The organism is Kitasatospora sp. NPDC048662 (assembly GCF_055587065.1).
Map to the genome: position 1 here is coordinate 43,855 of NZ_JBVJHA010000015.1, position 24,691 is coordinate 68,545.

Annotated in this window: 24 protein-coding genes and 1 pseudogene; 11 read left to right on the forward strand and 14 right to left on the reverse strand. The window is 71.9% G+C overall.

Annotation, left to right across the window (positions count from 1 at the left end):
* Positions 1-2: 2 nt before the first annotated feature.
* From ACZ6R9_RS29525 to cobU, 7 genes and pseudogenes are all read right to left on the reverse strand, one after another.
* Positions 3-518 (reverse strand): DUF4240 domain-containing protein, encoded by a 516-nt coding sequence (locus tag ACZ6R9_RS29525; RefSeq protein WP_380481178.1) that lies wholly within the window; start codon positions 516-518, stop codon positions 3-5.
* Positions 519-652: 134 nt separating this feature from the next.
* Positions 653-2,494 carry a 2-oxoglutarate dehydrogenase, E2 component, dihydrolipoamide succinyltransferase gene (gene sucB / locus ACZ6R9_RS29530; RefSeq protein WP_465541528.1) on the reverse strand — a complete coding sequence of 614 codons (1,842 nt, stop codon included), beginning with the start codon at positions 2,492-2,494 and terminating at the stop codon, positions 653-655.
* 58 nt (positions 2,495-2,552) lie between these two features.
* Positions 2,553-3,941 (reverse strand): dihydrolipoyl dehydrogenase, encoded by a 1,389-nt coding sequence (gene lpdA / locus ACZ6R9_RS29535; RefSeq protein WP_380481174.1) that lies wholly within the window; start codon positions 3,939-3,941, stop codon positions 2,553-2,555.
* A 386-nt stretch (positions 3,942-4,327) separates the two neighbouring features.
* Entirely contained in the window at positions 4,328-5,824 is a 1,497-nt protein-coding gene (locus ACZ6R9_RS29540) for a leucyl aminopeptidase (protein WP_465541531.1), read from the reverse strand.
* 213 nt (positions 5,825-6,037) lie between these two features.
* Positions 6,038-6,778 (reverse strand): adenosylcobinamide-GDP ribazoletransferase, encoded by a 741-nt coding sequence (locus tag ACZ6R9_RS29545; RefSeq protein WP_465541623.1) that lies wholly within the window; start codon positions 6,776-6,778, stop codon positions 6,038-6,040.
* 127 nt (positions 6,779-6,905) lie between these two features.
* On the reverse strand, positions 6,906-8,024 hold the full coding sequence (locus tag ACZ6R9_RS29550) for a nicotinate-nucleotide--dimethylbenzimidazole phosphoribosyltransferase (protein ID WP_465541533.1): 1,119 nt from the start codon (positions 8,022-8,024) through the stop codon (positions 6,906-6,908).
* Between the two features lie 11 nt (positions 8,025-8,035).
* A pseudogene (cobU, locus tag ACZ6R9_RS29555) lies at positions 8,036-8,584 on the reverse strand (bifunctional adenosylcobinamide kinase/adenosylcobinamide-phosphate guanylyltransferase); the annotation flags it as partial.
* Positions 8,585-8,692: 108 nt separating this feature from the next.
* Between cobU and ACZ6R9_RS29560 the strand changes: the two are divergent.
* Entirely contained in the window at positions 8,693-8,893 is a 201-nt protein-coding gene (locus ACZ6R9_RS29560; protein WP_465541535.1) for a hypothetical protein, read from the forward strand.
* Positions 8,894-8,915: 22 nt separating this feature from the next.
* Here the strand turns inward: ACZ6R9_RS29560 and ACZ6R9_RS29565 are convergent, their stop codons facing one another.
* Both ACZ6R9_RS29565 and ACZ6R9_RS29570 read right to left on the reverse strand, forming a co-directional pair.
* Entirely contained in the window at positions 8,916-9,626 is a 711-nt protein-coding gene (locus tag ACZ6R9_RS29565) for a class I SAM-dependent methyltransferase (RefSeq protein ID WP_380481538.1), read from the reverse strand.
* Between the two features lie 185 nt (positions 9,627-9,811).
* On the reverse strand, positions 9,812-10,411 hold the full coding sequence (locus ACZ6R9_RS29570; RefSeq protein ID WP_380481165.1) for a DUF3043 domain-containing protein: 600 nt from the start codon (positions 10,409-10,411) through the stop codon (positions 9,812-9,814).
* Between the two features lie 219 nt (positions 10,412-10,630).
* Here ACZ6R9_RS29570 and ACZ6R9_RS29575 point away from each other — a divergent pair, with 219 nt between their 5' ends.
* Positions 10,631-11,404 (forward strand): PspA/IM30 family protein, encoded by a 774-nt coding sequence (locus ACZ6R9_RS29575; protein WP_380481162.1) that lies wholly within the window; start codon positions 10,631-10,633, stop codon positions 11,402-11,404.
* Positions 11,405-11,431: 27 nt separating this feature from the next.
* On the forward strand, positions 11,432-11,725 hold the full coding sequence (gene pspAA, locus ACZ6R9_RS29580) for a PspA-associated protein PspAA (protein WP_380481160.1): 294 nt from the start codon (positions 11,432-11,434) through the stop codon (positions 11,723-11,725).
* Between the two features lie 86 nt (positions 11,726-11,811).
* Here pspAA and nadA read toward each other — a convergent pair whose 3' ends face one another.
* On the reverse strand, positions 11,812-12,993 hold the full coding sequence (nadA, locus tag ACZ6R9_RS29585) for a quinolinate synthase NadA (RefSeq protein ID WP_380481157.1): 1,182 nt from the start codon (positions 12,991-12,993) through the stop codon (positions 11,812-11,814).
* A 184-nt stretch (positions 12,994-13,177) separates the two neighbouring features.
* Between nadA and ACZ6R9_RS29590 the strand changes: the two genes are divergently transcribed.
* The 3 genes from ACZ6R9_RS29590 (at position 13,178) to ACZ6R9_RS29600 (ending at position 16,182) form a co-directional block, all read left to right on the forward strand.
* Positions 13,178-14,104, forward strand: coding sequence for an NADP-dependent oxidoreductase (locus tag ACZ6R9_RS29590; protein WP_380481154.1), 927 nt, complete (start codon positions 13,178-13,180; stop codon positions 14,102-14,104).
* A 99-nt stretch (positions 14,105-14,203) separates the two neighbouring features.
* Complete coding sequence (locus ACZ6R9_RS29595) at positions 14,204-14,677, forward strand: Lrp/AsnC family transcriptional regulator (RefSeq protein WP_380481151.1); 474 nt, start codon at positions 14,204-14,206, stop codon at positions 14,675-14,677.
* Between the two features lie 137 nt (positions 14,678-14,814).
* Entirely contained in the window at positions 14,815-16,182 is a 1,368-nt protein-coding gene (locus tag ACZ6R9_RS29600) for a pyridoxal phosphate-dependent decarboxylase family protein (protein WP_465541540.1), read from the forward strand.
* Positions 16,183-16,202: 20 nt separating this feature from the next.
* Here the strand turns inward: ACZ6R9_RS29600 and ACZ6R9_RS29605 are convergent, their stop codons facing one another.
* Positions 16,203-17,084, reverse strand: a complete 882-nt coding sequence (locus ACZ6R9_RS29605; protein WP_465541542.1) for a GNAT family N-acetyltransferase — start codon at positions 17,082-17,084, stop codon at positions 16,203-16,205.
* Positions 17,085-17,290: 206 nt separating this feature from the next.
* Between ACZ6R9_RS29605 and erpA the strand changes: the two genes are divergently transcribed.
* Positions 17,291-17,644, forward strand: coding sequence for an iron-sulfur cluster insertion protein ErpA (erpA, locus tag ACZ6R9_RS29610; RefSeq protein ID WP_380481143.1), 354 nt, complete (start codon positions 17,291-17,293; stop codon positions 17,642-17,644).
* A 68-nt stretch (positions 17,645-17,712) separates the two neighbouring features.
* Here erpA and ACZ6R9_RS29615 read toward each other — a convergent pair whose 3' ends face one another.
* Positions 17,713-18,306 (reverse strand): hypothetical protein, encoded by a 594-nt coding sequence (locus tag ACZ6R9_RS29615; protein ID WP_465541544.1) that lies wholly within the window; start codon positions 18,304-18,306, stop codon positions 17,713-17,715.
* 86 nt (positions 18,307-18,392) lie between these two features.
* Complete coding sequence (locus ACZ6R9_RS29620; RefSeq protein WP_380481137.1) at positions 18,393-18,608, reverse strand: hypothetical protein; 216 nt, start codon at positions 18,606-18,608, stop codon at positions 18,393-18,395.
* Between the two features lie 205 nt (positions 18,609-18,813).
* On the opposite strand from ACZ6R9_RS29620, the gene ACZ6R9_RS29625 reads away from it, so the two are divergent.
* Complete coding sequence (locus ACZ6R9_RS29625; protein WP_465541547.1) at positions 18,814-19,785, forward strand: carbohydrate kinase family protein; 972 nt, start codon at positions 18,814-18,816, stop codon at positions 19,783-19,785.
* A 71-nt stretch (positions 19,786-19,856) separates the two neighbouring features.
* On the opposite strand, the gene ACZ6R9_RS29630 is transcribed toward ACZ6R9_RS29625, so the two are convergent.
* Positions 19,857-21,269 (reverse strand): cysteine desulfurase/sulfurtransferase TusA family protein, encoded by a 1,413-nt coding sequence (locus tag ACZ6R9_RS29630; protein WP_380481131.1) that lies wholly within the window; start codon positions 21,267-21,269, stop codon positions 19,857-19,859.
* Positions 21,270-21,622: 353 nt separating this feature from the next.
* Here ACZ6R9_RS29630 and ctaC point away from each other — a divergent pair, with 353 nt between their 5' ends.
* From ctaC to ACZ6R9_RS29645, 3 genes are read left to right on the forward strand one after another with little or no spacing between them, the layout of a single operon-like run.
* On the forward strand, positions 21,623-22,480 hold the full coding sequence (gene ctaC, locus ACZ6R9_RS29635; RefSeq protein ID WP_380481128.1) for an aa3-type cytochrome oxidase subunit II: 858 nt from the start codon (positions 21,623-21,625) through the stop codon (positions 22,478-22,480).
* Entirely contained in the window at positions 22,477-24,252 is a 1,776-nt protein-coding gene (ctaD, locus tag ACZ6R9_RS29640; protein WP_380481125.1) for an aa3-type cytochrome oxidase subunit I, read from the forward strand. Before ctaC ends, ctaD begins: the two co-directional genes overlap by 4 nt.
* On the forward strand, positions 24,249-24,665 hold the full coding sequence (locus tag ACZ6R9_RS29645) for a cytochrome c oxidase subunit 4 (RefSeq protein ID WP_380481124.1): 417 nt from the start codon (positions 24,249-24,251) through the stop codon (positions 24,663-24,665). The genes ctaD and ACZ6R9_RS29645 overlap by 4 nt, the downstream gene beginning before the upstream one ends.
* Positions 24,666-24,691 lie beyond the last annotated feature (26 nt).

Here is a 24,691-nt window from a genome sequence, read left to right on the forward strand (position 1 = left end):
CGTCAGTCCCCGTACAGCTCCCACAGCCGCGGGTAGCGGGCCGCCATCGCCGCCTTGTCCGCGAAGTCGAACGGGACGCCCTGCGGCGCGGGCGGCTGACGCACCCCCAGGTCCGGCAGCGGCAGCCCCGTCAGCCGCTCGTACGCCTCGTCGGCGGCGTACCCGAGATCCTCCGCGTCGCCGTCCTCCTCGTCGTCGAAGTCGGGCAGCAGCTCCGCGAGTTGGTCCGGATCGTGCACCCCGCCCTCGAACACCTCCCGGCCCTGGCCGATCAGCCAGCAACGGAAGTAGTCGAAGCTGTCCTCCGAGGCCCCGCCCAGCAGCAGGTACGCGGCGCCCCACAGCTCCACCGTGTACGCCCGCTGGAACCGCGCCTCGAACTGCCGGGCGAAGTCCAGCACGTCGTCCGGCGTCAGCCCCATCAGCCGCTCCACCAGGGCCTGCGCCTGCTCGTCCGGATCACCCCCGGCCGCGTCCCGGGCGTCGTCGATCAGCTGCCAGAATGCCGTCTCGTCCATCACCGCTCCAGCATCCACAATCCGCACCGCGCCCGCACCCGATCACACCGCTGACGGCACAGCCCGACAAGTGCCCGCACACGCAGAAGCCCCGCACCGTCCGGGGACGGTGCGGGGCTTCTGACGGGGATGCCTTACAGGCCGAGCTCGACCTCGAACTCGCCGGCCTCCAGGATCTCCTTGACCGCGACCAGGTAGCGGGCGGCGTCCGCGCCGTCCACCAGGCGGTGGTCGTAGGAGAGCGACAGGTAGGTCATGTCGCGGATGCCGATGGCGGTGCCGCCGTCGGCCTCGATCACCACGGGACGCTTCACGGTCGCGCCGATGCCCAGGATGGCGGCCTGGTTCGGCGGGACGATGACGGTGTCGAACAGCGCGCCGCGCGAACCGGTGTTGGAGATGGTGAAGGTCGCACCGGACAGCTCGTCCGGGGTGATCTTGCTGTCACGGACCTTGGAGGCCAGCTCCGCGGTCTTCTTCGAGATACCGGCGATGTTCAGGTCGCCCGCACCCTTGATGACCGGGGTCATCAGGCCCTTCTCGGAGTCCACCGCGATACCGATGTTCTCGGTGTCGAAGTAGGTGATGGTGCCCTCGGCCTCGTTGATCCGGGCGTTGATGACCGCGTGGGCCTTCAGCGCCTGGGCAGCGGCCTTCACGAAGAACGGCATCGGGGACAGCTTCACGCCCTCGCGGGCCAGGAAGGAGTCCTTCGCCTTCGCGCGCAGCGACATGATCTTGGTGACGTCCACCTCGACCACGCTGGTCAGCTGCGCCTGCTCGTGCAGGGCCTTCATCATGTTGTCGCCGATGACCTTGCGCATGCGGGTCATCTTGACGGTCTGGCCACGCAGCGCGGACGGCGCGGCGGCGGCCTTCGCCGGGGCGGCGGCAGCGGGGGCGGCGACCGGAGCCGGCGCGGCCTTCGCGGCCTCGGCGGCGGCGATGACGTCCTGCTTGCGGATGCGGCCACCGACACCGGTACCGGCGACGGAGGACAGCGCGACACCGTGCTCGGCGGCGAGCTTGCGCACCAGCGGGGTGACGTAGGCGTCACCGGCGTCCGCGACCGGAGCGGCGGCCACCGGGGCGGCGGCAACCGGAGTCGGAGCGGCCGGAGCCGGGGCGACCGGGGCGGCCGGAGCGGCCGGAGCCGCGACCGGGGCGGCGGGCGCGACCGGCGCGGGGGCCGGGGCAGCGACCGGAGCCGGAGCGGCAGCCACCGGAGCCGGGGCAGCCGGGGCAGCGGGGGCGGCGGGGGCGGCCGGGGCCGGAGCAGCGGGGGCGGCCGGGGCCGGGGCGGCGGCAACCGCGCCCGCGGCGCCGATCAGCGCCAGCTGGGCGCCGACCTCGGCGGTCTCGTCCTCGCCGACCAGGATCTTCACCAGGGTGCCCGCCACGGGGGAGGGGATCTCGGTGTCGACCTTGTCGGTGGAGACCTCCAGCAGCGGCTCGTCGACCTCGACGGTGTCACCCTCGGCCTTCAGCCAGCGGGTGACGGTGCCCTCGGTGACCGACTCGCCCAGCGCGGGCAGCACCACCGGGGTGGCGTCGGCGACCGGGGCGGCGGCAACCGGAGCGGCAGCCGGAGCCTCGGCGACCGGAGCCTCGGCGACCGGCGCGGGAGCCGCAGGGGCCTCCGCAACCGGAGCGGCCGGAGCGGCCGGAGCGGCCGGGGCAGCCGGAGCGGCCGGAGCCTCGACGGCGGCCGGCGTCGGAGCGGCAGCCGGGGCGCCGGAGCCGTCGTCGATGACCGCCAGCTCGGCGCCCACCTCGACGGTCTCGTCCTCGCCGACCTTGATCGAGGCCAGGATGCCGGAGGCCGGCGCCGGGATCTCGGTGTCGACCTTGTCGGTGGAGACCTCGAGCAGCGGCTCGTCCATCTCCACGCGCTCACCCTCGGCCTTCAGCCAGCGGGTGACGGTGCCTTCGGTCACGCTCTCGCCCAGCGCGGGCAGTGTTACTGAGACCGCCATGGTTCCAGCGACTCCTATCAAGTCTTGCGTTCAGGAATGAAGGGGGACGGGGGCGCGATCAGTCGTGCGCGTGCAGCGGCTTGCCGGCCAGCGCGAGGTGGGCCTCGCCCAGGGCCTCGGACTGGCTCGGGTGCGCGTGGATCAGCTGCGCGACCTCGGCGGGCAGGGCCTCCCAGTTGTAGATCAGCTGGGCCTCGCCGACCTGCTCGCCCATGCGGGCGCCGACCATGTGGACACCCACGACGGCGCCGTCCTTGACCTGGACCAGCTTGATCTCGCCGGCGGTCTTGAGGATCTTGCTCTTGCCGTTGCCGGCCAGGTTGTACTTGAGGGTGACAACCTTCTCCTTGCCGTACTGCTCGACGGCCTTGGCCTCGGTCAGGCCGACGGAGGCGACCTCGGGGTTGGAGTACGTCACCCGCGGGATGCCGTCGTAGTCGATCGGGACGACCTTGAGGCCGGCGATCCGCTCGGCCACCAGGATGCCCTCGGCGAAGCCGACGTGGGCCAGCTGCAGGGTCGGGACCAGGTCGCCGACGGCGGAGATGGTCGGCACGTTGGTGCGCAGGTACTCGTCGACCAGGACGTAGCCGCGGTCCATCGCGACACCCTGCTCCTCGTAGCCCAGGCCGGCCGAGACCGGGCCGCGGCCGATGGCGACGAGCAGCACGTCGGCCTCGATGGACTTGCCGTTCTCGGTGGAGACCCGGACACCGTTCTCGGTGTACTCCACGCCGGAGAAGCGGGACTTCAGCTCGAACTTGATGCCGCGCTTGCGGAACGCGCGCTCCAGCAGCTTGGAGGAGTTCTCGTCCTCCAGCGGCACCAGGTGGGGCAGGCCCTCGACGATGGTGACGTCGACGCCGAAGGACTTCCAGACCGAGGCGAACTCGCAGCCGATGACGCCGCCGCCGAGGATGATCGCGGACTTCGGGATGTAGTCCAGCTTCAGCGCGTGGTCGGAGGAGATGATCCGGTCGCCGTCGATGTCCAGGCCCGGGATCGAGCGCGGCACGGAGCCGGTGGCGAGGACGATGTGGCGGCCCTCGATGCGCTGGCCGTTGACGTCCACCGAGGTCTGCGAGGACAGCCGGCCCTCGCCCTGGATGAAGGTGACCTTGCGGGAGGCGACCAGGCCCTGCAGGCCCTTGTACAGGCCGGCGACGACGTCGTCCTTGTACTTGTGGACGCCCTTGATGTCGATGCCCTGGAAGGTGGCGAGGACACCGAAGTCGGCGGCTTCGCGGGTCTCGTCGGCGACCTCGGCGGCGTGCAGCAGCGCCTTGGTCGGGATGCAGCCGCGGTGCAGGCAGGTGCCGCCCAGCTCACCCTTCTCGATCAGCGCGACGCTCAGGCCCAGCTGAGCGCCACGGAGGGCCGCGGCGTAGCCGCCGCTTCCGCCTCCGAGAATGACTACGTCGAAAACGGTGCTGGCGTCGTTCGCCACGTCACGTCCTCCATGCAAAAGGTGCGGATCGCCGGGCCGGTCGCGGTCCGGTGGGTGAGAGCCCTTGTAAGGGCGCCCAGTCATGCCGGAAATACATCTTTGCACTTGTTGGCGGCGGGTGGCGTCGGAGGGTGCCCCGGCCGGGCCCCGGTGCGGCCCGCGGAGCGGTGGGGTGACCCGGTCCCCGAGGTATCGTCCCAGCTCACAGCCCGGAAATCGGCAATCGGAGGTAGTCCGTTCGGGGGGCTTCGCCGGGCCGGTTCCGCTCTGCGGAATCAAGTTTCGCGGGAGGCGAACAGGTGGCCGGATTGGCATGGTCGGCTACCGGCTGGTAATGCGCGCGGGGCCCGGCACCCACAGGTGCCGGGCCCCACAACGTCAACGGGTCACTTGCCCGCGGCGGTGTCCTCCGCGAAGCGGACCAGGGTGCGCACCGCGCTGGCGGTGCCGCCCTTCGGGGTGTAGCCGGACGCGCTGCCCTCGTTGAACGCCGGGCCGGCGATGTCCAGGTGCGCCCAGTCGATGCCCTCGGCGACGAACTCCTTCAGGAACAGGCCGGCCACCAGGCCGCCACCCATCCGCTCGCCCATGTTCGCCAGGTCCGCGACGGTCGACTCGACCATGCCCTTGCGCAGGTCGGCCGGCAGCGGCATCGGCCAGGATTCCTCGCCCACCGCGCCCGCGGTCTCGTGCAGCTTGGTGCGCAGCTCGTCGTCGTTGGCCATCACACCGAAGGTGCGGCTGCCCAGCGCCACCATCATCGCGCCGGTCAGGGTCGCCACGTCGATGATCACGTCGGGCTGCTCCTCGCCGGCCCGGACGATCGCGTCGGCCAGCACCAGGCGGCCCTCGGCGTCGGTGTTCAGCACCTCGACGGTCTTGCCGCCGTACATCCGCAGCACGTCGCCGGGGCGGGTGGCGGTGCCGGACGGCATGTTCTCCGCCAGCGCCAGCCACGCCGTCACGTTGACCTGCAGGCCCAGGCGCTTGGCGGCGACCACGGCGGCGAACACCGCGGCGGCACCGGCCATGTCGCACTTCATGGTCTCGTTGTGGCCGGCCGGCTTCAGCGAGATGCCGCCCGAGTCGTAGGTGATGCCCTTGCCGACGAACGCCAGCGAGGCCTGCGCCTTCGGGTGGGTGTAGGCCACCTTCACCAGCCGGGGCGGGTTGGCCGAGCCGGTGCCGACGCCGAGGATGCCGCCGAAGCCGCCCTTGGTCAGCGCCTTCTCGTCCAGCACCTCGACCTTCAGGCCGTGCTCCTTGCCGGCCGCCTGGGCGATCGCGGCGAAGGACTTCGGGTTCAGGTCGTTCGGGGCGGTGTTGACCAGGTCACGGGCCCGGTTCATCTCCTCGCCGATCGCCGTGGCGCGCTCGACGGCGGCCTTGGCGTCCTTCGAGCCCTTGCGGTCGGTCAGCACGACCAGCTCGGCGACGGGGGCCTTCGCCACCTCGGCCTTGTAGGTGCCGAACGCGTACGAGCCGAGCAGGGCGCCCAGCGCGATCGCCTCGACGTCCTCGGCGGAGCCGGCCGGCAGCGCCAGCGCGGCCTTCTTCGAACCGGCCAGGGTGCGGGCGGCCGTACCGGCGGCCTTGCGCAGCTCCTCGGCGCCGAACGCGCCGTCAGCGGCGTCGCCCAGGCCGACGGCCAGCACCAGCGGAGCCTTCAGCCCGGCCGGAGCGGGAAGCTTGACCGCCTCACCCTCGGCACCGGTGGCGCCCAGGGTGGTGAGGACCTCGGCCAGCTTGCCCTCGAACGCCTCGACGACCGCCTCGGCGCCGGCCGCCACGACCAGGCCCTTGGGGCCCTTCGCGACACCGATCACCAGGGCATCCGCGCGCAGGCTCGCGGCGGAGGAGGTGCTCACAGACAGTGCAGTCACGACAAATGCGTCCTGTTCTTTCGCGGTCCACGGCCGGTGACGGCTCCGTTGCCGACCGGCAAAACCCAGGCAGACTCCGCGGCAAAACGGGGCATGGGGCCAGGGTGCTCACCGCATGGTAGTCCGCATATTGGGATCGCGCCGCCCCGCCTGCCCCCGTGCACGAACCGGCGCAAGTCGTGACGGTGCGTGAGTTCTTGCGCGGACGTGCCGTCAGGTCAGCGCGAGTGCCACCAGCGTCGCCGTCGCCGAGGTCTCCACCAGCGCCCCCAGCACGTCACCCGTCACCCCGCCGAAGCGCCGCACACACCGTCGCAACAGGCCCGCCGCGACCACCGGTCCGAGCACCACGGCCACCCCGCACTGCCACCGCAGCGCCGTTGCCGCGGCGGCCACCAGCAGCGTCACCGCCACCGCCGCCACCGGACGCACCGTGCCCGCCACCATCGCCCCCAGCCCCCCGGGCCGGGCGGCCGGCACCGACCGCAGGCACCCCCACGCCAGCGCCACCCGGCCCGCGGTCGCGGCGACGGCCGCGGCGAGTGCCCCGCGCCCTGGCGAGATCCCGAACTGCCCTGCCAGGACGGTGATTTGAGTGAGCATCAGCAGTATGAGGGTCAGCACGCCGAACGGCCCGATGTCCGACTGCTTCATGATCCGCAACGCGTCCTCGGCGGGCTTGCCACTGCCCAGCCCGTCCGCGACATCCGCGACCCCGTCCAGGTGCAGTCCCCGCGTCACCACCGCCCCGACAGCCACCACCGCGACCGCCCCCAGCCACGCCCCGCCCCGCCACGCGACCAGCGCGCCCACCGCACCCGCCAGCACCCCCACCACAACCCCGACCACCGGCGCGAGCACCATCGCCACACCCCCGGCCGCCCGGTCCCACCGGTGCACCCGCACCCGAAACACCGTCAACGTTCCGAACGCGAACCTCAGCCCCGCCGGCACCGTGCCCTGCGCAGGCGGGTGCGAAAGCGGAGACTGCGCGAAGCCGGAGGACGACGACGTGGAGCCCGCCACCGAGAGACTCTCCGCGCGCTCCGCCCCGGGCTGTGCGTTCTCGTTGCTCACCGGCTCAGTAGCGACCCAGCAGCTCCGCCGCCGTAGGCAGCTTCGCCGGCGCCCGCGGCGGCAGCGGCTTCGCGCTCGGGACGGCCGTGGGCTCGGCGAGGGTGTCCGTCGCGGCCTGGAGGAGCGGCAGCGCCAGTACCGCGGAGATGCCCTCGCCCATGGTGACGCCGGCGTCCTGGAGCGGCGTCAGGGTGAGCCGGTCGTACGCCTTGGCCTGGGCGGGTTCGCCGGTGAGCGCGGCGGCCCGCCACCACTCGGGGGCGCGGAAGGCGATCCGCTGCGCGACCAGCCCGCAGGCCGCGGAGACCACCCCGTCGAGCACGACGGGAAGCTTGCGGACGGCCGCCTGCAGCAGGAACCCGGTGATCGCCGCGAAGTCCGCGCCGCCGGTCGCGGCGAGCAGCGCCAGCTGGTCGCCGAGCACGGGGCGGGCCCGGCGCAGCGCGTCACGGATGGTGGCGCACTTGACCATCCAGACCCGGTCGTCGATGCCGGAGCCGCGGCCGGTGACGGCGGCGGCGTCGGTGCCGCACAGGGCGCCGATCAGGACGGCGGCGACGGTGGTGGAGCCGACGCCGAGGTCGCCGAGGAGGACCAGGTCGGTTCCGGCGTCGGCCTCCTCGTCGGCGACGGCCATGCCGGCCCGGAAGGCCCGGGTGGCTTCGTCGAGGGTGAGCGCGTTCTCGACGTCGATCCGGCCGGAGCCGCGCCGGACGCGGTGGCGGACGACCTCTTCGGGGAACTCGGCGGGGTCGGCGTCCACCGCGATGTCGACCACCCGGACGTCCGCGCCGTAGCGGCGGGCCAGCACGGTCACCGGCGCGGTGCCGTCGAGCACGGCGCGGACCCGGTCGGCGGTGCCGCCGCGGGCGTCGAGGGTGGAGATGCCGAGCGAGGCGACGCCGTGGTCGGCGGCGAACAGCAGGACCTTGCTGGTGCGCAGCGGACGGGTCGGTGCCTCGCCCTGTGCGGACGCCAGCCAGGCCGCCAGCTCCTGGAGCCGGCCCAGGCCGCCGCGCGGCATGGCCAACTGCTGCCAGCGCTCCTCGGCGCCGCGCCGCGCACTCTCGTCAGGCCGTTCGACGAGCGAGGAGAAAGTGTCGAGATCCACGGTGGTGTCCATCGCTCGGCAATCTACACGGCCGCCGCTTTGATGGTCAGCACCTGTCCGGCGACCACCAGCAGCACCTGCTCGGAGGCGTCGGCGACGGCCATGTTGAGCCGTCCGAGGGTGTCCCGGAAGCGCCGTCCGGAGGCGGTGGCGGGGACCACGCCCATGCCGACCTCGTTGGAGACCGCGACGACGGTCCGCCGGGTGCCGGCCCAGGCCGCGGCCAGTGCCGCGCAGCGCGCCTCGACGGCCTCCCGGCCGCCGGCCGACCACCGTTCGTCGTCCCAGGCGTCGTGCTCGTCCATCACGGCGGTCAGCCACAGCGCCAGGCAGTCGATCAGCACCGGCGCCGGGTCGCTCCGGTCGGCGAGCACGGCCTCCAGCTCGCAGGTCTCGGCGGTGCGCCAGCCGTCCGGCCGCCGGGCGCGGTGCAGTTCGACGCGGTGCGCCCAGTCGGGGTCGCCGTCGCGGGTGCCGGAGGTGGCGACGTACAGGACGTCGGGACACGTGGCGAGCAGCTGCTCGGCGTGGGTGGATTTGCCGGAGCGGGCGCCGCCGAGCAGCAGGGTGCGGGGGAGAGCCATGCGATCATCCTGCCGGACGGCGCATGCCCGTATCCCAGCTGGGCACGCTACTGTCGCAACCCTTCAGCAGCAGCGTGCGATCCGGAGGAGCCCGGCATGGTGTGGACCTGGCGGTACGAGAAGAGCGACGGCACCGTGGTGGCCCAGGACGGCGGCGCCGAGGAGTTCTCCAGCCAGGGCGACGCCGAGACCTGGATCGGCGAGGAGTGGAAGACGCTGCTGGACGACGGCGTCGACCAGGTGGTGCTGGTCGAGGACGGCCGGGACGTCTACCCGATGAGCCTGCACGAGGGCTGACGCCCCGCCGGTTCGTCCGGGGTCACTTCGCCCCGACCACGTGCAGCAGCGCGGCGACGTGCCGGTACGGGTCCTGCTTGCCGGCCCGTTCCTCGGCGTCCAGCAGCTGGCCGAGCTGGCGGCCGTCCACCGGGGCGGCCTCGTCCGGCATGGTGTCGGTGAACACCCGCACCCCGTACCAGTGGCGGACGGGGACGGCGAACTCGGCGAGGGTGGTGGAGAGTTCGGCGAGCCGGTCGGCGCGGGCGGGCAGGCCGAGGCGGTTGGTGTAGCGGGTGGTGTCGAAGGCTTCCTGGCAGGCCCGCCAGTCGCCGGTCAGTCCGGCCCGCATGGCCAGCGCGTCGCCGTTGCGCACCAGCAGGGAGAGCAGCCCGCCGGGGGCCAGGATGCGGGCCACCGAGGCGAGCATCGGGTCCGGGTCGGGCAGGTACATCAGGGTGCCGTGGCAGAGCACCAGGTCGAAGCTGCGCGGCCCGAACCAGCGGCCGACCTGGTGGCCGTCACCGGTGAGCAGCTGGACCCGCTCGCGGACCTCGGGCGGCTCGGCGGCCAGCGCCTCGTGGACGACGGCGAGGATGTTCGGGTCCGGGTCGATGCCGGTGACGAAGTGCCCGGCGCGGGCCAGGCGCAGCGCCTGGGTGCCGTCGGCGCAGCCGACGTCCAGCACCCGCAGCGCGGTGCCGCGGGTGAGCTGCTCGGCGAGCTGCCGGGTCACCAGTTCCTGGCGGACCAGGTTGTGCAGTCCGCCGTGCCGCTCCAGCCATTCGCCGGCCCCGCTGTGGTACGGGCCGCCGCGGGCCGGCAGCCGTCCGTGCCGGCCGCGCGGCAACCCGTACTGGGCGGGGATGCCCGGCGTGCCGAAGGCCCCGACCGGCTGCTGCGCCGGCGGGGCCCAGTACGGCGGAACGGCTTCCGCGGTCAGGGCCGCTCGCCCCGCTTGACCATCGGCTTGGGCAGCCGCAGGCGGCGCATCTGCAGGGTGCGCATCAGGCCGTACATCACGGCGCCGCGGGTGTTGTCGTTCGGGAAGCGCTCGGCGAGGCCCTTGCGCAGCGTGAAGCCGAGCCGGACGAAGTCGAGGATGACCACCACGAAGAAGATCATGAACAGCAGCGTGGAGAGCAGCTGCAGGCTCTGCACCTTGGTGATGCTGAGCACCAGCACCACGACGGCGTACGGCAGGAAGAACTCGGCCGCGGCCCAGCGGGAGTCGACGAAGTCGCGGACGTAGCGGCGCACGGGGCCCTTGTCACGGGCCGGCAGGGCGCGCTCGTCGCCCTCCAGCAGCGCGGTGCGCTGCTTCTCCCGCTCGGCGCGCATCCGCTCGCGGGCCTGGCGGGCGGCCTCCTTGCGGTCCTTGGGAACGGAGACCCGGGTCTTCCGGTTGGCCTCGGCCTCACTGCGCTTGGGCGTGGGCCGGCCCTTCGGGGCCTGCGGGTCGCGGGGCAGCCGCTCTTCCTCCTTCGTCAAAGTGACGGACGAGGAGGCGGCGGAGTCATCGGAGCGGCGTCGAAACACACTCCCAGCGTACGGGTTGACCGGCCGCTTTCCGGCCCGGCCCCGGATGCGAACCGATATCGATCGTGAGGACGATGCCGAACGGACGCCCGCTGTAGCAGCATTGTTGCTGGCTGGTGGACTGCGCCGGGGAGCCCGTCGCGCATACACTCGACCTGTCACGAGACGCAAACCCAGGCCCGAAGAAGGGGGCTATCGAGGCCCATGAGCGACGGAATCATGAAGCGTATGGGGCTGATCTTCCGCTCCAAGGCGAACAAGGCCTTGGACCGGGCGGAGGACCCGCGCGAAACGCTCGACTACTCCTACCAGAAGCAGCTGGAACTGCTGCAGAAGGTGCGCAGGGGCGTCGCCGACGTGGCCACCTCCCGCAAGCGCCTGGAGCTCCAGCTGACGCAGCTGCAGCAGCAGTCCTCGAAGTACGAGGACCAGGGCCGCAAGGCGCTGTCCCTCGGCCGTGAGGACCTGGCGCGCGAGGCGCTCAGCCGCAAGGCCAACCTGCAGTCCCAGATCACCGACCTGGAGACGCAGTACCAGGCCCTGCAGGGCGAGGAGGAGAAGCTCACGCTCGCCTCCCAGCGTCTCCAGGCCAAGGTGGACGCCTTCCGCACCAAGAAGGAGACCATCAAGGCCACCTACACCGCCGCCCAGGCGCAGACCCGGATCGCCGAGTCCTTCTCCGGCATCTCGGAGGAGATGGGCGACGTGGGCCTGGCGATCCAGCGGGCCGAGGACAAGACCGCGCAGATGCAGGCCCGCGCGGGCGCGATCGACGAGCTGCTGGCCTCCGGCGCGCTCGACGACGCCAGCGGCCTGGGCCGCAAGGACGACATCGAGGCCGAGCTGGAGCGGGTGGCCGGCGGCAACGACGTCGAGCTGGAGCTGGCCCGGATGAAGGCCGAGCTGACGGGCGGCACCCCCGCCTCCCAGCCGCAGGCGATCGAGCAGGGGAAGAACGACACCCCGCCGCCCACCATCAACTACCGCAAGTAAGCCCGCGAGCAGGGGAGACGCACCAGCATGATCATGCGGGTCTTGGGTGAGGGGCAGTTCGAGGTCGCGGATGACGACCTGAACCGGCTGAACCAGCTGGACGACGAGCTGCTTCAGGCCGTCGAGGCGGGCGACGAGGGTGCCTTCAAGGCTGCCCTCGGCGAGCTGCTGGCGGCCGTCCGGGAGGTCGGCACGCCGCTGCCGCCGGAGTCGTTGGAGCCGTCGGACCTGATCCTGCCGGACGCCGAGGCGTCCCTGGAGCAGGTTCGTGAGCTGCTGCGGGCCGAGGGCGACGGCCTGATCCCGGGCATCCCGGAGTAGTTCGGGCGCCGTTCGTGACGAGAGGGCGGGCACCCCCCCAGGGGGTGCCCGCCCTCTCGCGTGCCCGAAGCCGGTGCGGCGAATCGTTACGGCAGGGCCAGCATGCGGTCCAGCGCGGCCTTGGCGTACTTCTCGGTCTCCGCGTCCACCGTGATCACGTTCGGGACCCGGCCCTCGGCGAGCGACTCCAGCGCCCACACCAGGTGCGGCAGGTCGATCCGGTTCATGGTGGAGCAGAAGCACACCGTGCGGTCGAGGAAGACGACCTCCTTGTCCGGGTGCGCCTTGGCCAGGCGGCGGACCAGGTTCAGCTCGGTGCCGATGGCCCACTTGGAGCCGGGCTCGGCGGCGTCCAGCGCCTTGATGATGTACTCGGTCGAGCCGACCTGGTCGGCGGCGGTGACCACCTCGTGCCGGCACTCGGGGTGCACCAGTACGTTGACGCCGGGGATCCGCTCGCGCACCTCGTTGACCGAGTCCAGGTTGAACCGGCCGTGCACCGAGCAGTGGCCGCGCCACAGGATCATCTTCGCGTCGCGCAGCTGCTCGGCGGTCAGGCCGCCGTTCGGCTTGTGCGGGTTGTAGAGGACGCAGTCCTCCAGGGAGAAGCCCATCTCCAGCACCGCGGTGTTGCGGCCCAGGTGCTGGTCCGGCAGGAACAGCACCTTCTGCCCCTGCTCGAACGCCCACTCCAGCGCCCGCTTGGCGTTGGAGGAGGTGCAGATGGTGCCGCCGTGCTTGCCGGTGAAGGCCTTGATGTCGGCGGAGGAGTTCATGTACGAGACCGGCACGGTGACGTCCGCGACGCCCGCGTCGGTGAGCACGTCCCAGCACTCGGCGACCTGCTCGGCGGTGGCCATGTCGGCCATCGAGCAGCCCGCGGCGAGGTCCGGCAGCACGACCTGCTGGCGCTCGGAGGTGAGGATGTCGGCGGACTCGGCCATGAAGTGCACGCCGCAGAAGACGATGTACTCGGCTTCCGGGCGGGCCGCGGCGTCCCGGGCCAGCTTGAAGGAGTCGCCGGTGACATCGGCGAACTCGATGACCTCGTCGCGCTGGTAGTGGTGGCCCAGGATGAAGACCCGGTCGCCCAGCTTCTCCTTGGCGGCGCGGGCGCGCGCCACCAGGTCCGGGTCGGAGGCGGCGGGCAGGTCGCCGGGGCACTCCACGCCGCGCTCGCTGTTCGGGTCGGCCTCCCGGCCGAGCAGCAGCAGGGCGAGCGGCGAGGCGGTGGGGTCGACGCCGTAGGTCTCGGTGGTGGTGGTCACGGGCGGGTGCCCTCCTGATGCGGCCGGATCGTTCCCGACCAGCCTTCTCGTCTATCTGACGCTATCTATGATAACCGGTTCTCGTCAGCCTGACGATGGCCGTCCTGTCGATGTGACGAGGACCGCTCACCGGGATGGAGGCTTCCCGCGCGAGAACCCGCCGTGCCGCCGGTTGGCTGGGGCCATGAAGGCAATCGCGATCAACCGCTACGGCGGCCCCGACGTGGTCGAGTACACCGAACTCCCGGACCCCAAGGTCGGCCCCGACTCCGTGCTCGTCCGCACCCGCGCGGTCGGCGTCAACCCCGTCGACTGGAAGATCCGCGAAGGGCACCTCGACGGCATCCTCGACGTGTGCTTCCCGCTGATCATGGGCTTCGACCTGGCCGGCGTGGTGCAGGCGGTCGGCGGCGCCGTCACCGAGTTCCGGCCCGGCGACGAGGTGATCGGCTACGTCCGCAAGGACGTCATCGGGTACGGCACCTACGCCGAACTCGTCGCCGCCCCCGTCCGCACCCTGGCCCGCAAACCCGCGGCACTCGGCTGGGCCGAGGCCGGCGGCCTGCCCACCGCCGGGCTCACCGCGCAGCAGGCGCTGGTGAACGCGCTGCGGGTGCGCCGCGGCGAGAGCGTGCTGATCCACGCCGCGGCGGGCGGCGTCGGCTCGCTCGCCGTCCAGATCGCCACCGCCCTCGGGGCCCGGGTGATCGGCACCGCCGGCCCGCACAACCACACCTACCTGCGCGGCCTCGGCGCCGAACCCGTCGAGTACGGCCAGGGCCTGGCCGAACGCGTCCGCGCCCTCGCCCCCGACGGGGTGGACGCGGCCCTCGACCTGGTCGGCGGCGACACCCTCGAAGTCTCCACCGCCCTGGTCAAGGACCCGGCCCGGATCGCCTCCACCGTCGACTACCGGGTCACCGCGCTCGGCGGCCACTACATCTGGACCCGCCCCGACCCCGAGGACCTGGCCGCCGTCGCCCGGCTCGCGGACGACGGGTTGCTCACCGTCCCGGTCGCCTCCACTTTTCCGCTCGGCCAGGCCGCCTCCGCCCAGGCCCTCAACGCCGAAGGGCGCACCCGCGGCAAGATCGTGCTGCTGGTGGACTGAACGGCGCCCGGCGTCGGCGAGAATGGGCCCGCAGAGTCCGCCCCTGAGCGGGGGCCGCGGCTCGCCCACCCTCACCCGTACCACCCGTGGAGCCCCGCCATGAGCACCCACCGGCCGCCCGACCTCGGCCAGGCGGTGATCGGACAGGCCCTCGACGACACCGACCGCCTGCTGCTGGAGCACCTCAGCCGCGACGGCCGCGCCTCCTACGCCGAGATCGGGTTGCTCACCAACCTGTCCGCCACCGCCGTCCGCCGCCGCATCGACCGGCTGCGGGCACGCGGCGTGGTCCGCGGCTTCACCGTGGTGCTCGACCCCGCACTGCTCGGCTGGGGCACCGAGGCGTTCGTCGAGGTCTACTGCCGGCCCCGCACCTCGCCCGAGGAGCTGCTCGCCTCGCTGCGCCAGTTCCCCGAGGTCGCCGCCGCCTGGACGGTCACCGGCGACCCCGACGCGCTTGTCCACCTGCGGGCCGCCGACACCCGCCACCTGGAAGCCGTCATCGAACGCATCCGCAAGGAGCCCGGCGTCCAGCGCAGCCGTTCTTCCGTGGTGCTCTCCCAGCTCATCTGACGCAGGAATCCTGCGCCGCACCCCCCGAACACGCACGAAACCGGCCCTGACCGGCCCCGTTCCGACGCGCGCCCGCTCTGCCCCGCTGCCTACGCTGATCACGACCCCCACGCACCGCAGCAGCGAAGAGGACACCCGTGTACGCAGCGCCCGACCGCATGCACAAGCCGGACGACGAACTGGTCGAGCTGGTTTTCGACTACATGCGCGAACGGCTCCAGTACGACCCCGTCCCGCTCGACCACCCCGGCGACGGCGCCCACCTGCGGGACGTGCTCGCCGGGCTGCTGAACGACCACGGCAACAGCCCCGCCGACGTGCTCAGGCTGTACGACCACGAGCTGTCCCGCGCCGTCATCTCCGCCGACAGCCCCCGCTACCTGTCCTTCATCCCGTGCGCCCCCACCAAGGCCGCGCTGCTGTTCGACATGGTGGTCTCCTGCGCCTCCCTGCAGGGCATCTCCTGGCTGGAGGCGGCCGGTGCGATCGCCGCCGAGAACCAGGTGCTGCGCCTGATAGCCGACCGGGCCGGGCTGCCCGCCACGGCCGGCGGCGTCTTCGTCTCCGGCGGCTCGGCCGGCAACCTGTCCGCGCTGGTGGTCGCCCGCGACACCGCCCGCCGCCGGCTGAACCTCGGCCCCGGGGCCCGGCTGCGGATCGCCGTCGCCGACCAGGTGCACTCCTCGGTCAAGAACACCTTCAACATCATCGGCGTCGAGGCCTTCCCCGTCCCCGCCGTCGAGCGCCGCCTCACCGGCGCCGCGCTGCGCGCCGCCCTCGACGCCGACCCGCACCCCGAGACCGTCATCGCCGTGGTCGGCACCGCCGGCACCACCAACGAGGGCATCATCGACGACCTCGCCGGCATCGCCGAGGTCGCCCGCGAACGCGAACTCTGGTTCCACGTGGACGGCGCGTACGGCGGCGCCGGACTGCTCGCCCCCTCGGTGCGCGAGCGCTACAACGGCATCGAGCACGCCGACTCCTTCGTGGTCGACCCGCACAAGTGGCTGTTCGCCCCGTTCGACTGCGCCGCGCTGCTCTACCGCGACCCGCGCCTGGCCCGCGCCGTGCACACCCAGGACGCCGGCTACCTGGACGTCCTGCACACCGAGGGCGACGAGTGGAACCCCACCGACTACGCCTACCACCTCACCCGGCGCGCCCGCGGCCTCCCGCTCTGGTTCTCGCTCGCCGTCCACGGCGTCCAGGCCTACACCGACGCCATCGAGACCGGCCTGCGGCTGGCCAAGGACACCGCGCAGCTGATCCGCGACACCGAACACCTCGAACTGCTCCACGACCCGCAGCTCACCGCGGTGTGCTTCCGCCGCACCGGCTGGACCCACGACGACTACTACCGCTGGTCCCGGCAACTGCTCGCCGACCAGATCGGCTTCGTCACCCCGACCGGCTGGGACGGCGAGACCGTCGCCCGGTTCGCCTTCCTGCACCCCGGCACCACCATGGAGATGGTCCAGGAGATCCTCGACACCATGCGGTGACGGACGCGTGAGAACGGCGGCTACAGGTAGCCGCCGTTCGGCACGTACGGCGCCGGCGGGCGCATCCCGCGGACCGCCAGGTACCCGCGGGTGGTCAGCGACAGGCCCAGGTCGAGGCCCACGTCCACCGCCCACTCCTGCTCGGCGGTCAGGAACGACACCTCCGCTTCGACGCCCTCCGGCACCCGGGCCAGCGCCTCCCGCAGCAGCCGGGTGGCGATCCGCTTCGAGGTCGCGGCCACCAGCTGGACGGTCCCGCCGTCCCGGTAGCAGTAGCCGGTACCGGCCAGGGTGTCCGCGATCAGCAGCTCCTCGAAGTGCGCCAGCATGAACAGGTGGTCCGGGCCGTGCGCCGCGCCCCGCAGCCGCCGGTCCACCGAGTCCAGCAGGTGCAGGTGCGAGGCGTTGCCCGCGTGCACCGGAATGTCCCCCGGGTCCAGCAGCCGCTCCCGGTCCACCCGGCCGGTCAGCCGCATCGTCGGATGCAGCGTGAACCCGGCCGCCCGGTAACGCCGCGCCGCCGCCGGGGACGGCGAGGCGCACAGCATCCCGCGCAGGCAGCCCCGCCCGTACGCGGCGGCCCGCTCCAGCAGCAGTCGCCCCACGCCCTTGCCCTGCGCGGACGGCAGCACCACGAACAGCGCCAGCACCCACACGCCCTCGCGGCGCAGCGACAGCGCCGCCCCCACCGGCTCGCCGTCCTGCTCCGCGATCCAGCACCCCTGCGGGTCGGTGACGGCCAGGTGACGCGAGCGCGCGAGCCGGCGGACCCGGGCCGCCGCGTCCCCGGGCTCCGGCTCGGCGTCCAGCGGCCGCCCGTCCAGGTCGCGGAACGCCGCCCGGGAGACCCGGTTCACCGCTTCGGCGTCCTGGGCGGTGTCTCTCAGCTGACGAATGATCACCGTCACATCCTGCTGTGCCCACCACGCGGGCGGTAGCGGTTTGCCCAAGAGGGCGGTGACCGCCTCCGCCCGGTTGTGCGAGCATGGGGTACGTGGGGGAGTGGGCGACGAAAAATGTCCCCCGAACGCACCACCTCCCGGAAATGAATCCGGGAGGCCGCTGGTTGGCACTGGCGGATCACAGTCGTCACAGACCGGGAGTAAGCATGACCGTCCAGGACGAGACCACCGTCGAGAGTGGCATCCTCCTCACCGATGCCGCCGCGGCCAAGGTCAAGAGCCTGCTGGAGCAGGAGGGCCGCGAGGACCTGTCGCTGCGCGTCGCCGTGCAGCCCGGTGGCTGCTCGGGCCTGCGCTACCAGCTGTTCTTCGACGAGCGTTCGCTGGACGGCGACGTCGTCAAGGACTTCAACGGTGTCAAGGTCGTCACCGACCGGATGAGCGCCCCGTACCTGGGCGGCGCCACCGTCGACTTCGTCGACACCATCGAGAAGCAGGGCTTCACCATCGACAACCCAAACGCCACCGGCTCCTGCGCCTGCGGCGACTCGTTCAGCTAAGCCCTCTTACGGCGCGAACGACGAGGGCGGCTCCCCACTCGGGGAGCCGCCCTCGGGGCTTTCCGGGGTCAGCGCGGGCCGCCGTTGCCCACCGAGTCGCCCTGCGGCGGGACTTGGTCGCCGGTGGCGGTGTCCACCACACCGCCGCCGTTCATCGGCCGGGGCAGGGTGACCGTCGCCTGCTGCTCCTTCATCAGCTGCGGGCAGGCCTGGCCGGGCTCGGCGGTCTTGGTGACCACGATCCGCAGCTTCACGGTCGGCGGGGCGTCCTCCTCCAGGCGCACCCCGTACTTGTCGCACACCCCGGCCGTGTAGAACACCGTCAACTGGGTGGGGCTGTCCTGCCGGTAACCCGTCACGGGGATCTTCACCGCCGTCGGCGGGCGCTCGCCCACGGCGATCCCGGGACCGGTCGGCGAGGGCTGGCCGGTACCGGTACCGGCGCTCGGGGACGGGGAGGCGGACGGCGAGTCGGGGGCCGCGGTTCCCGGGCCGGGGGTCGCGTCGCCGGCCGCGGTCGGCGCGGGTGAGGCCGAGGTCGGCGAACCGGAACTGCCGCACGCGGCCAACAGCCCGGCGGCGAGGGACGCGGCGGCGAGCGCCAGGACGGTCCGGCGCGCGTGCGAGGGCTTGGCGGAGACGGCTGCGGTCCTGTCGTCCATGATCTGCGTTCCTCCCGGGGGTCGCGCGGCACCACCGGGAGCGGCACCGCGCCGGTTCGACGTGTTCGGGAGGAAACCGGTTCCCGCTACTCGCCGAACTCCGGCATCCCCGCCACCACCCGGCGCGCCTCCACCGGCACCCGGACGCCAAGCGCCGCCGGCACCGACCGCACCGGACCCGGACCGGTGGCCGGCCAGAACCGGCCCAGCCGCCGCGAGGAGTCCAGCAGATCGGCCAGCGACTCGGCGTCGGCCTCGTCCGGGCCGGTGAGCAGTCGGCGGGGGGAGTGATCGATCACCATGCGGAACTCAGCTCCGATCGCCGCGCCGCGGCCACGGCACCGCGGACTGGACGGGGGCCGCGTCCGGCCCCCGTACTCGCGACCCTAGGACGCTCCGGGCCCCGGCGACAGGCCTACCCATCGGTAGTACCGGATCGGGCGGGTACCTTAGGTGAGTTGATGTTCGTCGCTCCGGCCACCGCCGGGCCGCCCGAGGAGTACCCCCGTGCGCATCGCCGTCGCCGGCTCGATCGCCACCGACCACCTGACGACCTTCCCCGGCCGCTTCTCCGACCAACTGGTCCCCGAGCAGCTGCACACGGTGTCCCTGTCGTTCCTGGTCGACACCCTGGACATCCGCCGCGGCGGCGTCGGCGGCAACATCGCCTTCGGCATGGGCGTGCTCGGCCTGCGCCCGATCCTGGTCGGCGCGGCCGGCGCGGACTTCGCCGAGTACCGCAGCTGGCTCGACCGGCACGGCGTGGACACCGACGCCGTGCACATCTCCGAGACCCGGCACACCGCCCGGTTCATGTGCACCACCGACGAGGACCACAACCAGATCGCGTCCTTCTACACCGGCGCGATGGCGGAGGCCCGCAACATCGAGCTGAAGCCGATCGCCGACCGCGTCGGCGGCCTCGACCTGGTCCTGATCGGCGCGGACGACCCCGCCGCGATGGTGCGGCACACCCAGGAGTGCCGCACCCGCGGCTATGCCTTCGCCGCCGACCCCTCCCAGCAGCTCGCCCGCCTGGAGGGCGAGGAAATCCGGGAGATCGTCAACGGCGCGGCCTACCTGTTCACGAACGAGTACGAAGCCGCACTGATCGAGTCCAAGACCGGCTGGTCCTCGGACGAGATCCTGCGCCGCGTCGGCACCCGGGTCACCACCCTCGGCGCGAAGGGCGTGCGCATCCAGCGCGAGGGCGAGCCCGACATCCTGGTCGGCTGCGCCGAGGAGGAGCTCAAGGCCGACCCCACCGGCGTCGGCGACGGCTTCCGGGCCGGCTTCCTGGCCGGCCTCTCCTGGGGCCTCGGCCTGGAGCGCGCCGCGCAGGTCGGCTGCATGCTGGCGACCCTGGTCATCGAGACCGTCGGCACCCAGGAGTACGAGCTGCGCGGCGGCCACTTCCTGAAGCGCTTCGAGGCGGCGTACGGGCCGGAGGCGGCCGCCGAGATCCGCACCAAGCTGTAAGTATTCAGGGGCTCGGGGGAACGCGAGGCCGAGACCGCTGACGGTCGGAGTCCCCCGTTGCCCGCCGGCAGTCACGTCCCGGCCGTTCCCCGGGCCCCTGACTGCTTGACCACGACGTACGCCGTGCCGTGATCGGCGCCGTATTCGGTGGCCGGGGTCTCGCCCGCGTAGGTGTGGCCACACATCTCGCACCAGGCGGGGATGTCGTGGCGGGCCGCTTCGTCGTCGGAGAGGACGGCGATGCGGCCGCCGGGGGCGACCTCGGGGATGCGCTTGGCGAGCTCGATGACCGGCAGCGGGCAGCGCTTGCCGAGGGTGTCGAGGACCAGGGCGTCGGCGGTGGTGCCGGCCGGGGCGGGGAGGTCGAGGCCGAGCGGGGCGCGGATCTCGGCGACGACGCGGGGGAGCACGTCGAGGAAGCGCTCCACGTCGGCGGCGGCGCTGCCCGGGGGGAGCGAGACGCGGACGTTGCCCTCGGTGAGGACGCCCATCGCGGCCAGGACGTGGCTGGGCGTCAACGTGCTGGAGGTGCAGGAGGAGCCGGAGTTGACCGCGAAGCCGGCCCTGTCGAGCTCGCCGAGCAGCACCTCGCCGTCCACGTACAGGCAGGAGAAGGTGACCAGGTGGGGGAGCCGGAGCTCGGGGTGGCCGACCACCTCCACCGCGGGGACCAGCTGCGGGACCCGGCGCCGGATCAGTTCGACCAGGGCGTGCAGCCGGGCGTTCTCGGCCTCGGCCTCGGCCCGGACGGCGCGCAGCGAGGCGGCGGCGGCCACGATCGCGGGGACGTTGACGTAGCCCGGGACCCGGCCGTTCTCCCGGTCGTCGGCGGGCAGCGGCGAGACGTACCGGACGCCCTTGCGGACCGCCAGCACCCCGACGCCGGCCGGGCCGCCCCACTTGTGCGCGCTGGCCGTCAGCACCGACCAGCCGCCGGGCACCGGCAGCCGGCCGGCGCTCTGCGCGGCGTCCACCAGCAGCGGGACGTCCCCGCTCAGCGCGGCGGTCTCGGTGACCGGCTGCAGGGTGCCGACCTCGTGGTTGGCGGACTGCAGAACGGCCAGCGCGGTGTCCGGCCGCAGCGCGGCGGCGAACTCGGCGGCGTCCACCCGGCCGTGACGATCGACCGGGACGGCGGTGGAGCTGCCGCCGTCGGCCTCCCAGCGTTCGGCGGTGTGCAGCACGGCGGAGTGCTCGACCGCGGAGTGCACCAGGTGGGCGCCGCGCCGGCGGTTGCCGCGCAGGGCGCCGAGGATGCCCAACTGGACGGCCTGGGTGCCGGATGCGGTGAAGACGATCTCGTCGGTCCGGGCCCCGAGGGCCTCGGCGACGGTCTCCCGGGCGGCGTCCAGCAGCATCCGGGCCTGTCGGCCGGAGCGGTGCAGCCGGGCCGGGTCGGCCCAGCCCTCGTCGAGGGCGGCGAGCAGCGCCTGCCGGGCGACGGGGTGCAGGGGAGCGGTGGAAGCGGCGTCGAAGTAGGGCACGGGGCCACCGTAGACGACGCCCCATACGGGGGGATTCCTCCCGGCTTCCGGGGGAGCCGACGGCCCGTCACCCGCGTGTCGTAGTGCGGTCGCCCGTTCGGTCGTGAGAGGCTCGGAAGTCCGCCATGACCTGCGACTCCGTCCGCTCTTCCGGGGTGCTTCACCCCTCGGGGGCTGATCGGGTAGCCGGGCGGCGCGTTAGCGGGGGCTGCCCGTGAGTGCCGCATAAGGATGGAGTAGCGTTTGGCCCGCATAAGCATTCAAACCGTGCCCGTGGCCGGACCGCCGGGGAGACCAGACAACGGACTCCTGAGGGTGGTGCGTTCGCGGGCGAGACTTCGGGAAGGCGCTACGTGAGTCCCAACGGCTCCGACCGCTCGCCGCGGCGCACGATGCGGCGGAAGCTGCCTCAGGCGCTGGCACTGGGCCTCGTCATCGCGACCGCCACCGGCTGCTCGGCCAACGACCTGCCCAGGCTTGGCCTCCCCAGTCCCGTCACCAAGGAAGGCCCGCTGGTCCTTCACATGTGGCAGGGCTCGTGGATCGCGGCTCTGGTTGTTGGTGCATTGATGTGGGGTCTGATCCTCTGGAGCGTGATTTTCCACCGGCGCAGCCGCACCAAGGTGGAGATCCCTGCTCAGACCCGGTACAACGTGCCCATCGAGGCGCTGTACACCGCGGTCCCCCTCGTCATCGTCTCGGTGCTGTTCTACTTCGTCGCGCGCGACGAGTCCACCCTGACGAAGGTCTCCGAGAAGCCCCAGCACACCATCAACGTGGTGGGCTTCCAGTGGAGTTGGGCGTTCAACTACGAGAACAGCGAAATCCCCGACCCGTCGAGCACCACGGCGGCGTACGAGGTCGGCAGCACCAAGGAGGCTCCGACCCTCTACCTGCCGATCAACGAGTCGGTGAAGTTCAAGCTGACCTCCAACGACGTCATCCACGACTTCTGGCCCGTCAACTTCCTGTTCAAGATGGACGTTGTGCCGGGCGTGGTCAACGAGTTCGAGGTGACCCCGACCGCGTACGGCACCTACCGCGGTAAGTGCGCCGAGCTCTGCGGCGTCGACCACTCGCGGATGCTCTTCAACGTGAAGGTCGTCTCGCACGACGAGTACGAGGCGCACCTGAAGGAACTCCGCGACAAGGGCCAGGCCGGCGCGGTTCCCGCAGGCATCCTCCCCACGGGAAGTAGTGAACAGAAGTGACCATCCTCAACGAGCCCGCCGCGGCCGGTGGGGCTGCCGGGGCCGTCACCTCGGGGACCCCTCGCGTGCGCAAGCCGGGCAACGCGATCATCAAGTGGCTCACCACCACTGACCACAAGACGATCGGCACCCTCTACCTGGCGACCTCGTTCGCGTTCTTCCTGATCGGTGGCGTGCTCGCCCTGGTCATGCGCGCCGAGCTCGCCCGGCCGGGTACCCAGATCCTGTCGAACGAGCAGTTCAACCAGGCGTTCACCATGCATGGCACGATCATGCTGCTGATGTTCGCCACCCCGCTGTTCTCGGGCTTCGCCAACTGGATCATGCCGCTCCAGATCGGCGCCCCCGACGTGGCGTTCCCGCGTCTGAACATGTTCGCCTACTGGCTGTACCTGTTCGGCTCGATCATCGCGATCGCGGGCTTCCTGACCCCGCAGGGCGCCGCCGACTTCGGCTGGTTCGCCTACTCCCCGCTGTCGGACGCGGTCCGCTCGCCGGGCATCGGCGCCGACATGTGGATCATGGGCCTGGCCTTCTCCGGCTTCGGCACCATCCTCGGTGCGGTCAACTTCATCACCACGATCGTCTGCATGCGCGCCCCCGGCATGACGATGTTCCGGATGTCGATCTTCGTCTGGAACACCCTGCTGACCGCCGTGCTGATCCTGCTGGCCTTCCCGGTGCTGGCCGCCGCGCTGTTCGCCCTGGAGGCGGACCGCAAGTTCGGGGCACATGTCTTCGACCCGACCAACGGTGGCGCCATGCTGTGGCAGCACCTGTTCTGGTTCTTCGGTCACCCCGAGGTGTACATCATCGCGCTGCCGTTCTTCGGCATCGTGTCCGAGATCATCCCGGTCTTCAGCCGCAAGCCGATGTTCGGCTACTCCGGCCTGATCGCCGCGACCATCGCCATCGCCGGCCTCTCGGTGACGGTGTGGGCGCACCACATGTACGTGACCGGCCAGGTTCTGCTGCCGTTCTTCTCGTTCATGACCTTCCTGATCGCGGTCCCGACCGGTGTGAAGTTCTTCAACTGGGTCGGCACCATGTGGAAGGGCTCGCTGAGCTTCGAGACCCCGATGCTCTGGACGATCGGCTTCCTGGTCACCTTCCTGTTCGGTGGTCTGACGGGTGTTCTGCTGGCCTCCCCGCCGCTGGACTTCCACGTCTCGGACTCGTACTTCGTCGTCGCGCACTTCCACTACGTGGTGTTCGGCACCGTCGTCTTCGCGATGTTCGCCGGCTTCCACTTCTGGTGGCCCAAGATGACCGGCAAGATGCTGGACGAGCGCCTCGGCAAGATCACCTTCTGGACGCTGTTCTTCGGCTTCCACACCACCTTCCTGGTCCAGCACTGGCTCGGTGCGGAGGGCATGCCCCGCCGCTACGCCGACTACCTGGCCGGCGACGGCTTCACCACGCTGAACACGGTGTCGACCGTCGGCTCGTTCCTGCTGGGCCTGTCGATGCTGCCGTTCCTCTACAACGTGTGGAAGACCGCCAAGTACGGCGAGAAGGTCAACACCGACGACCCGTGGGGCTACGGCCGTTCGCTGGAGTGGGCGACCTCCTGCCCGCCGCCGCGGCACAACTTCACCACCCTGCCGCGCGTCCGCTCGGAATCCCCGGCGTTCGACCTGCACCACCCGGAGATCGCCGCGCTGGACTACCTCGAGAACCACGGTGAGATGGCGAAGCACTTCGAGGGTGTGACCCCCGCGCAGTACGACGGCCGCGCCCTGGGCAACGGCAAGGACGGTGGCGCCCGATGAAGGAACAGGGAAAGATCTTCGCGGGTCTGGCCGTCTTCACCCTGGCCATCGCCATCACGTACTTCGTGTGGACCACCAAGTCGGAGCACGGCCTGGAGGCCGCTGGTACGACCGCGCTGTTCCTGGCGTTCGGCCTGTGCGCCTTCATCGGCTTCTACCTGGCGTTCACCGCCAAGCGGGTGGACACCGGTGCGGGTGACAACCCCGAGGCCGAGGTCTCGGACGACGCCGGCGAGCTGGGCTTCTTCGCCCCGCACAGCTGGCAGCCGCTCTCCCTGGCTGTTGGTGGCGCGCTGGCCTTCCTGGGCGTCATCTTCGGCTGGTGGCTGCTGTTCTGGTCGATTCCGGTCCTGCTGATCGGTCTGTTCGGCTGGGTCTTCGAGTTCTACCGCGGCGAGAACCAGAACCAGTAAGGGTTCCGGATCGAGCAAGCCGTACG

What these genes read in the sequence shown, in the direction of transcription:
- ACZ6R9_RS29525 (WP_380481178.1), bottom strand. Translation starts at nt 518, where the DNA reads ATGGACGAGACGGCATTCTGGCAGCTGATCGACGACGCCCGGGACGCG.
- sucB (WP_465541528.1), bottom strand. Translation starts at nt 2,494, where the DNA reads ATGGCGGTCTCAGTAACACTGCCCGCGCTGGGCGAGAGCGTGACCGAA.
- ACZ6R9_RS29550 (WP_465541533.1), bottom strand. Translation starts at nt 8,024, where the DNA reads ATGGACACCACCGTGGATCTCGACACTTTCTCCTCGCTCGTCGAACGG.
- ACZ6R9_RS29560 (WP_465541535.1), top strand. Translation starts at nt 8,693, where the DNA reads ATGGTGTGGACCTGGCGGTACGAGAAGAGCGACGGCACCGTGGTGGCC.
- ACZ6R9_RS29575 (WP_380481162.1), top strand. Translation starts at nt 10,631, where the DNA reads ATGAAGCGTATGGGGCTGATCTTCCGCTCCAAGGCGAACAAGGCCTTG.
- pspAA (WP_380481160.1), top strand. Translation starts at nt 11,432, where the DNA reads ATGATCATGCGGGTCTTGGGTGAGGGGCAGTTCGAGGTCGCGGATGAC.
- ACZ6R9_RS29590 (WP_380481154.1), top strand. Translation starts at nt 13,178, where the DNA reads ATGAAGGCAATCGCGATCAACCGCTACGGCGGCCCCGACGTGGTCGAG.
- ACZ6R9_RS29595 (WP_380481151.1), top strand. Translation starts at nt 14,204, where the DNA reads ATGAGCACCCACCGGCCGCCCGACCTCGGCCAGGCGGTGATCGGACAG.
- erpA (WP_380481143.1), top strand. Translation starts at nt 17,291, where the DNA reads ATGACCGTCCAGGACGAGACCACCGTCGAGAGTGGCATCCTCCTCACC.
- ACZ6R9_RS29615 (WP_465541544.1), bottom strand. Translation starts at nt 18,306, where the DNA reads ATGGACGACAGGACCGCAGCCGTCTCCGCCAAGCCCTCGCACGCGCGC.
- ACZ6R9_RS29620 (WP_380481137.1), bottom strand. Translation starts at nt 18,608, where the DNA reads ATGGTGATCGATCACTCCCCCCGCCGACTGCTCACCGGCCCGGACGAG.
- ACZ6R9_RS29645 (WP_380481124.1), top strand. Translation starts at nt 24,249, where the DNA reads ATGAAGGAACAGGGAAAGATCTTCGCGGGTCTGGCCGTCTTCACCCTG.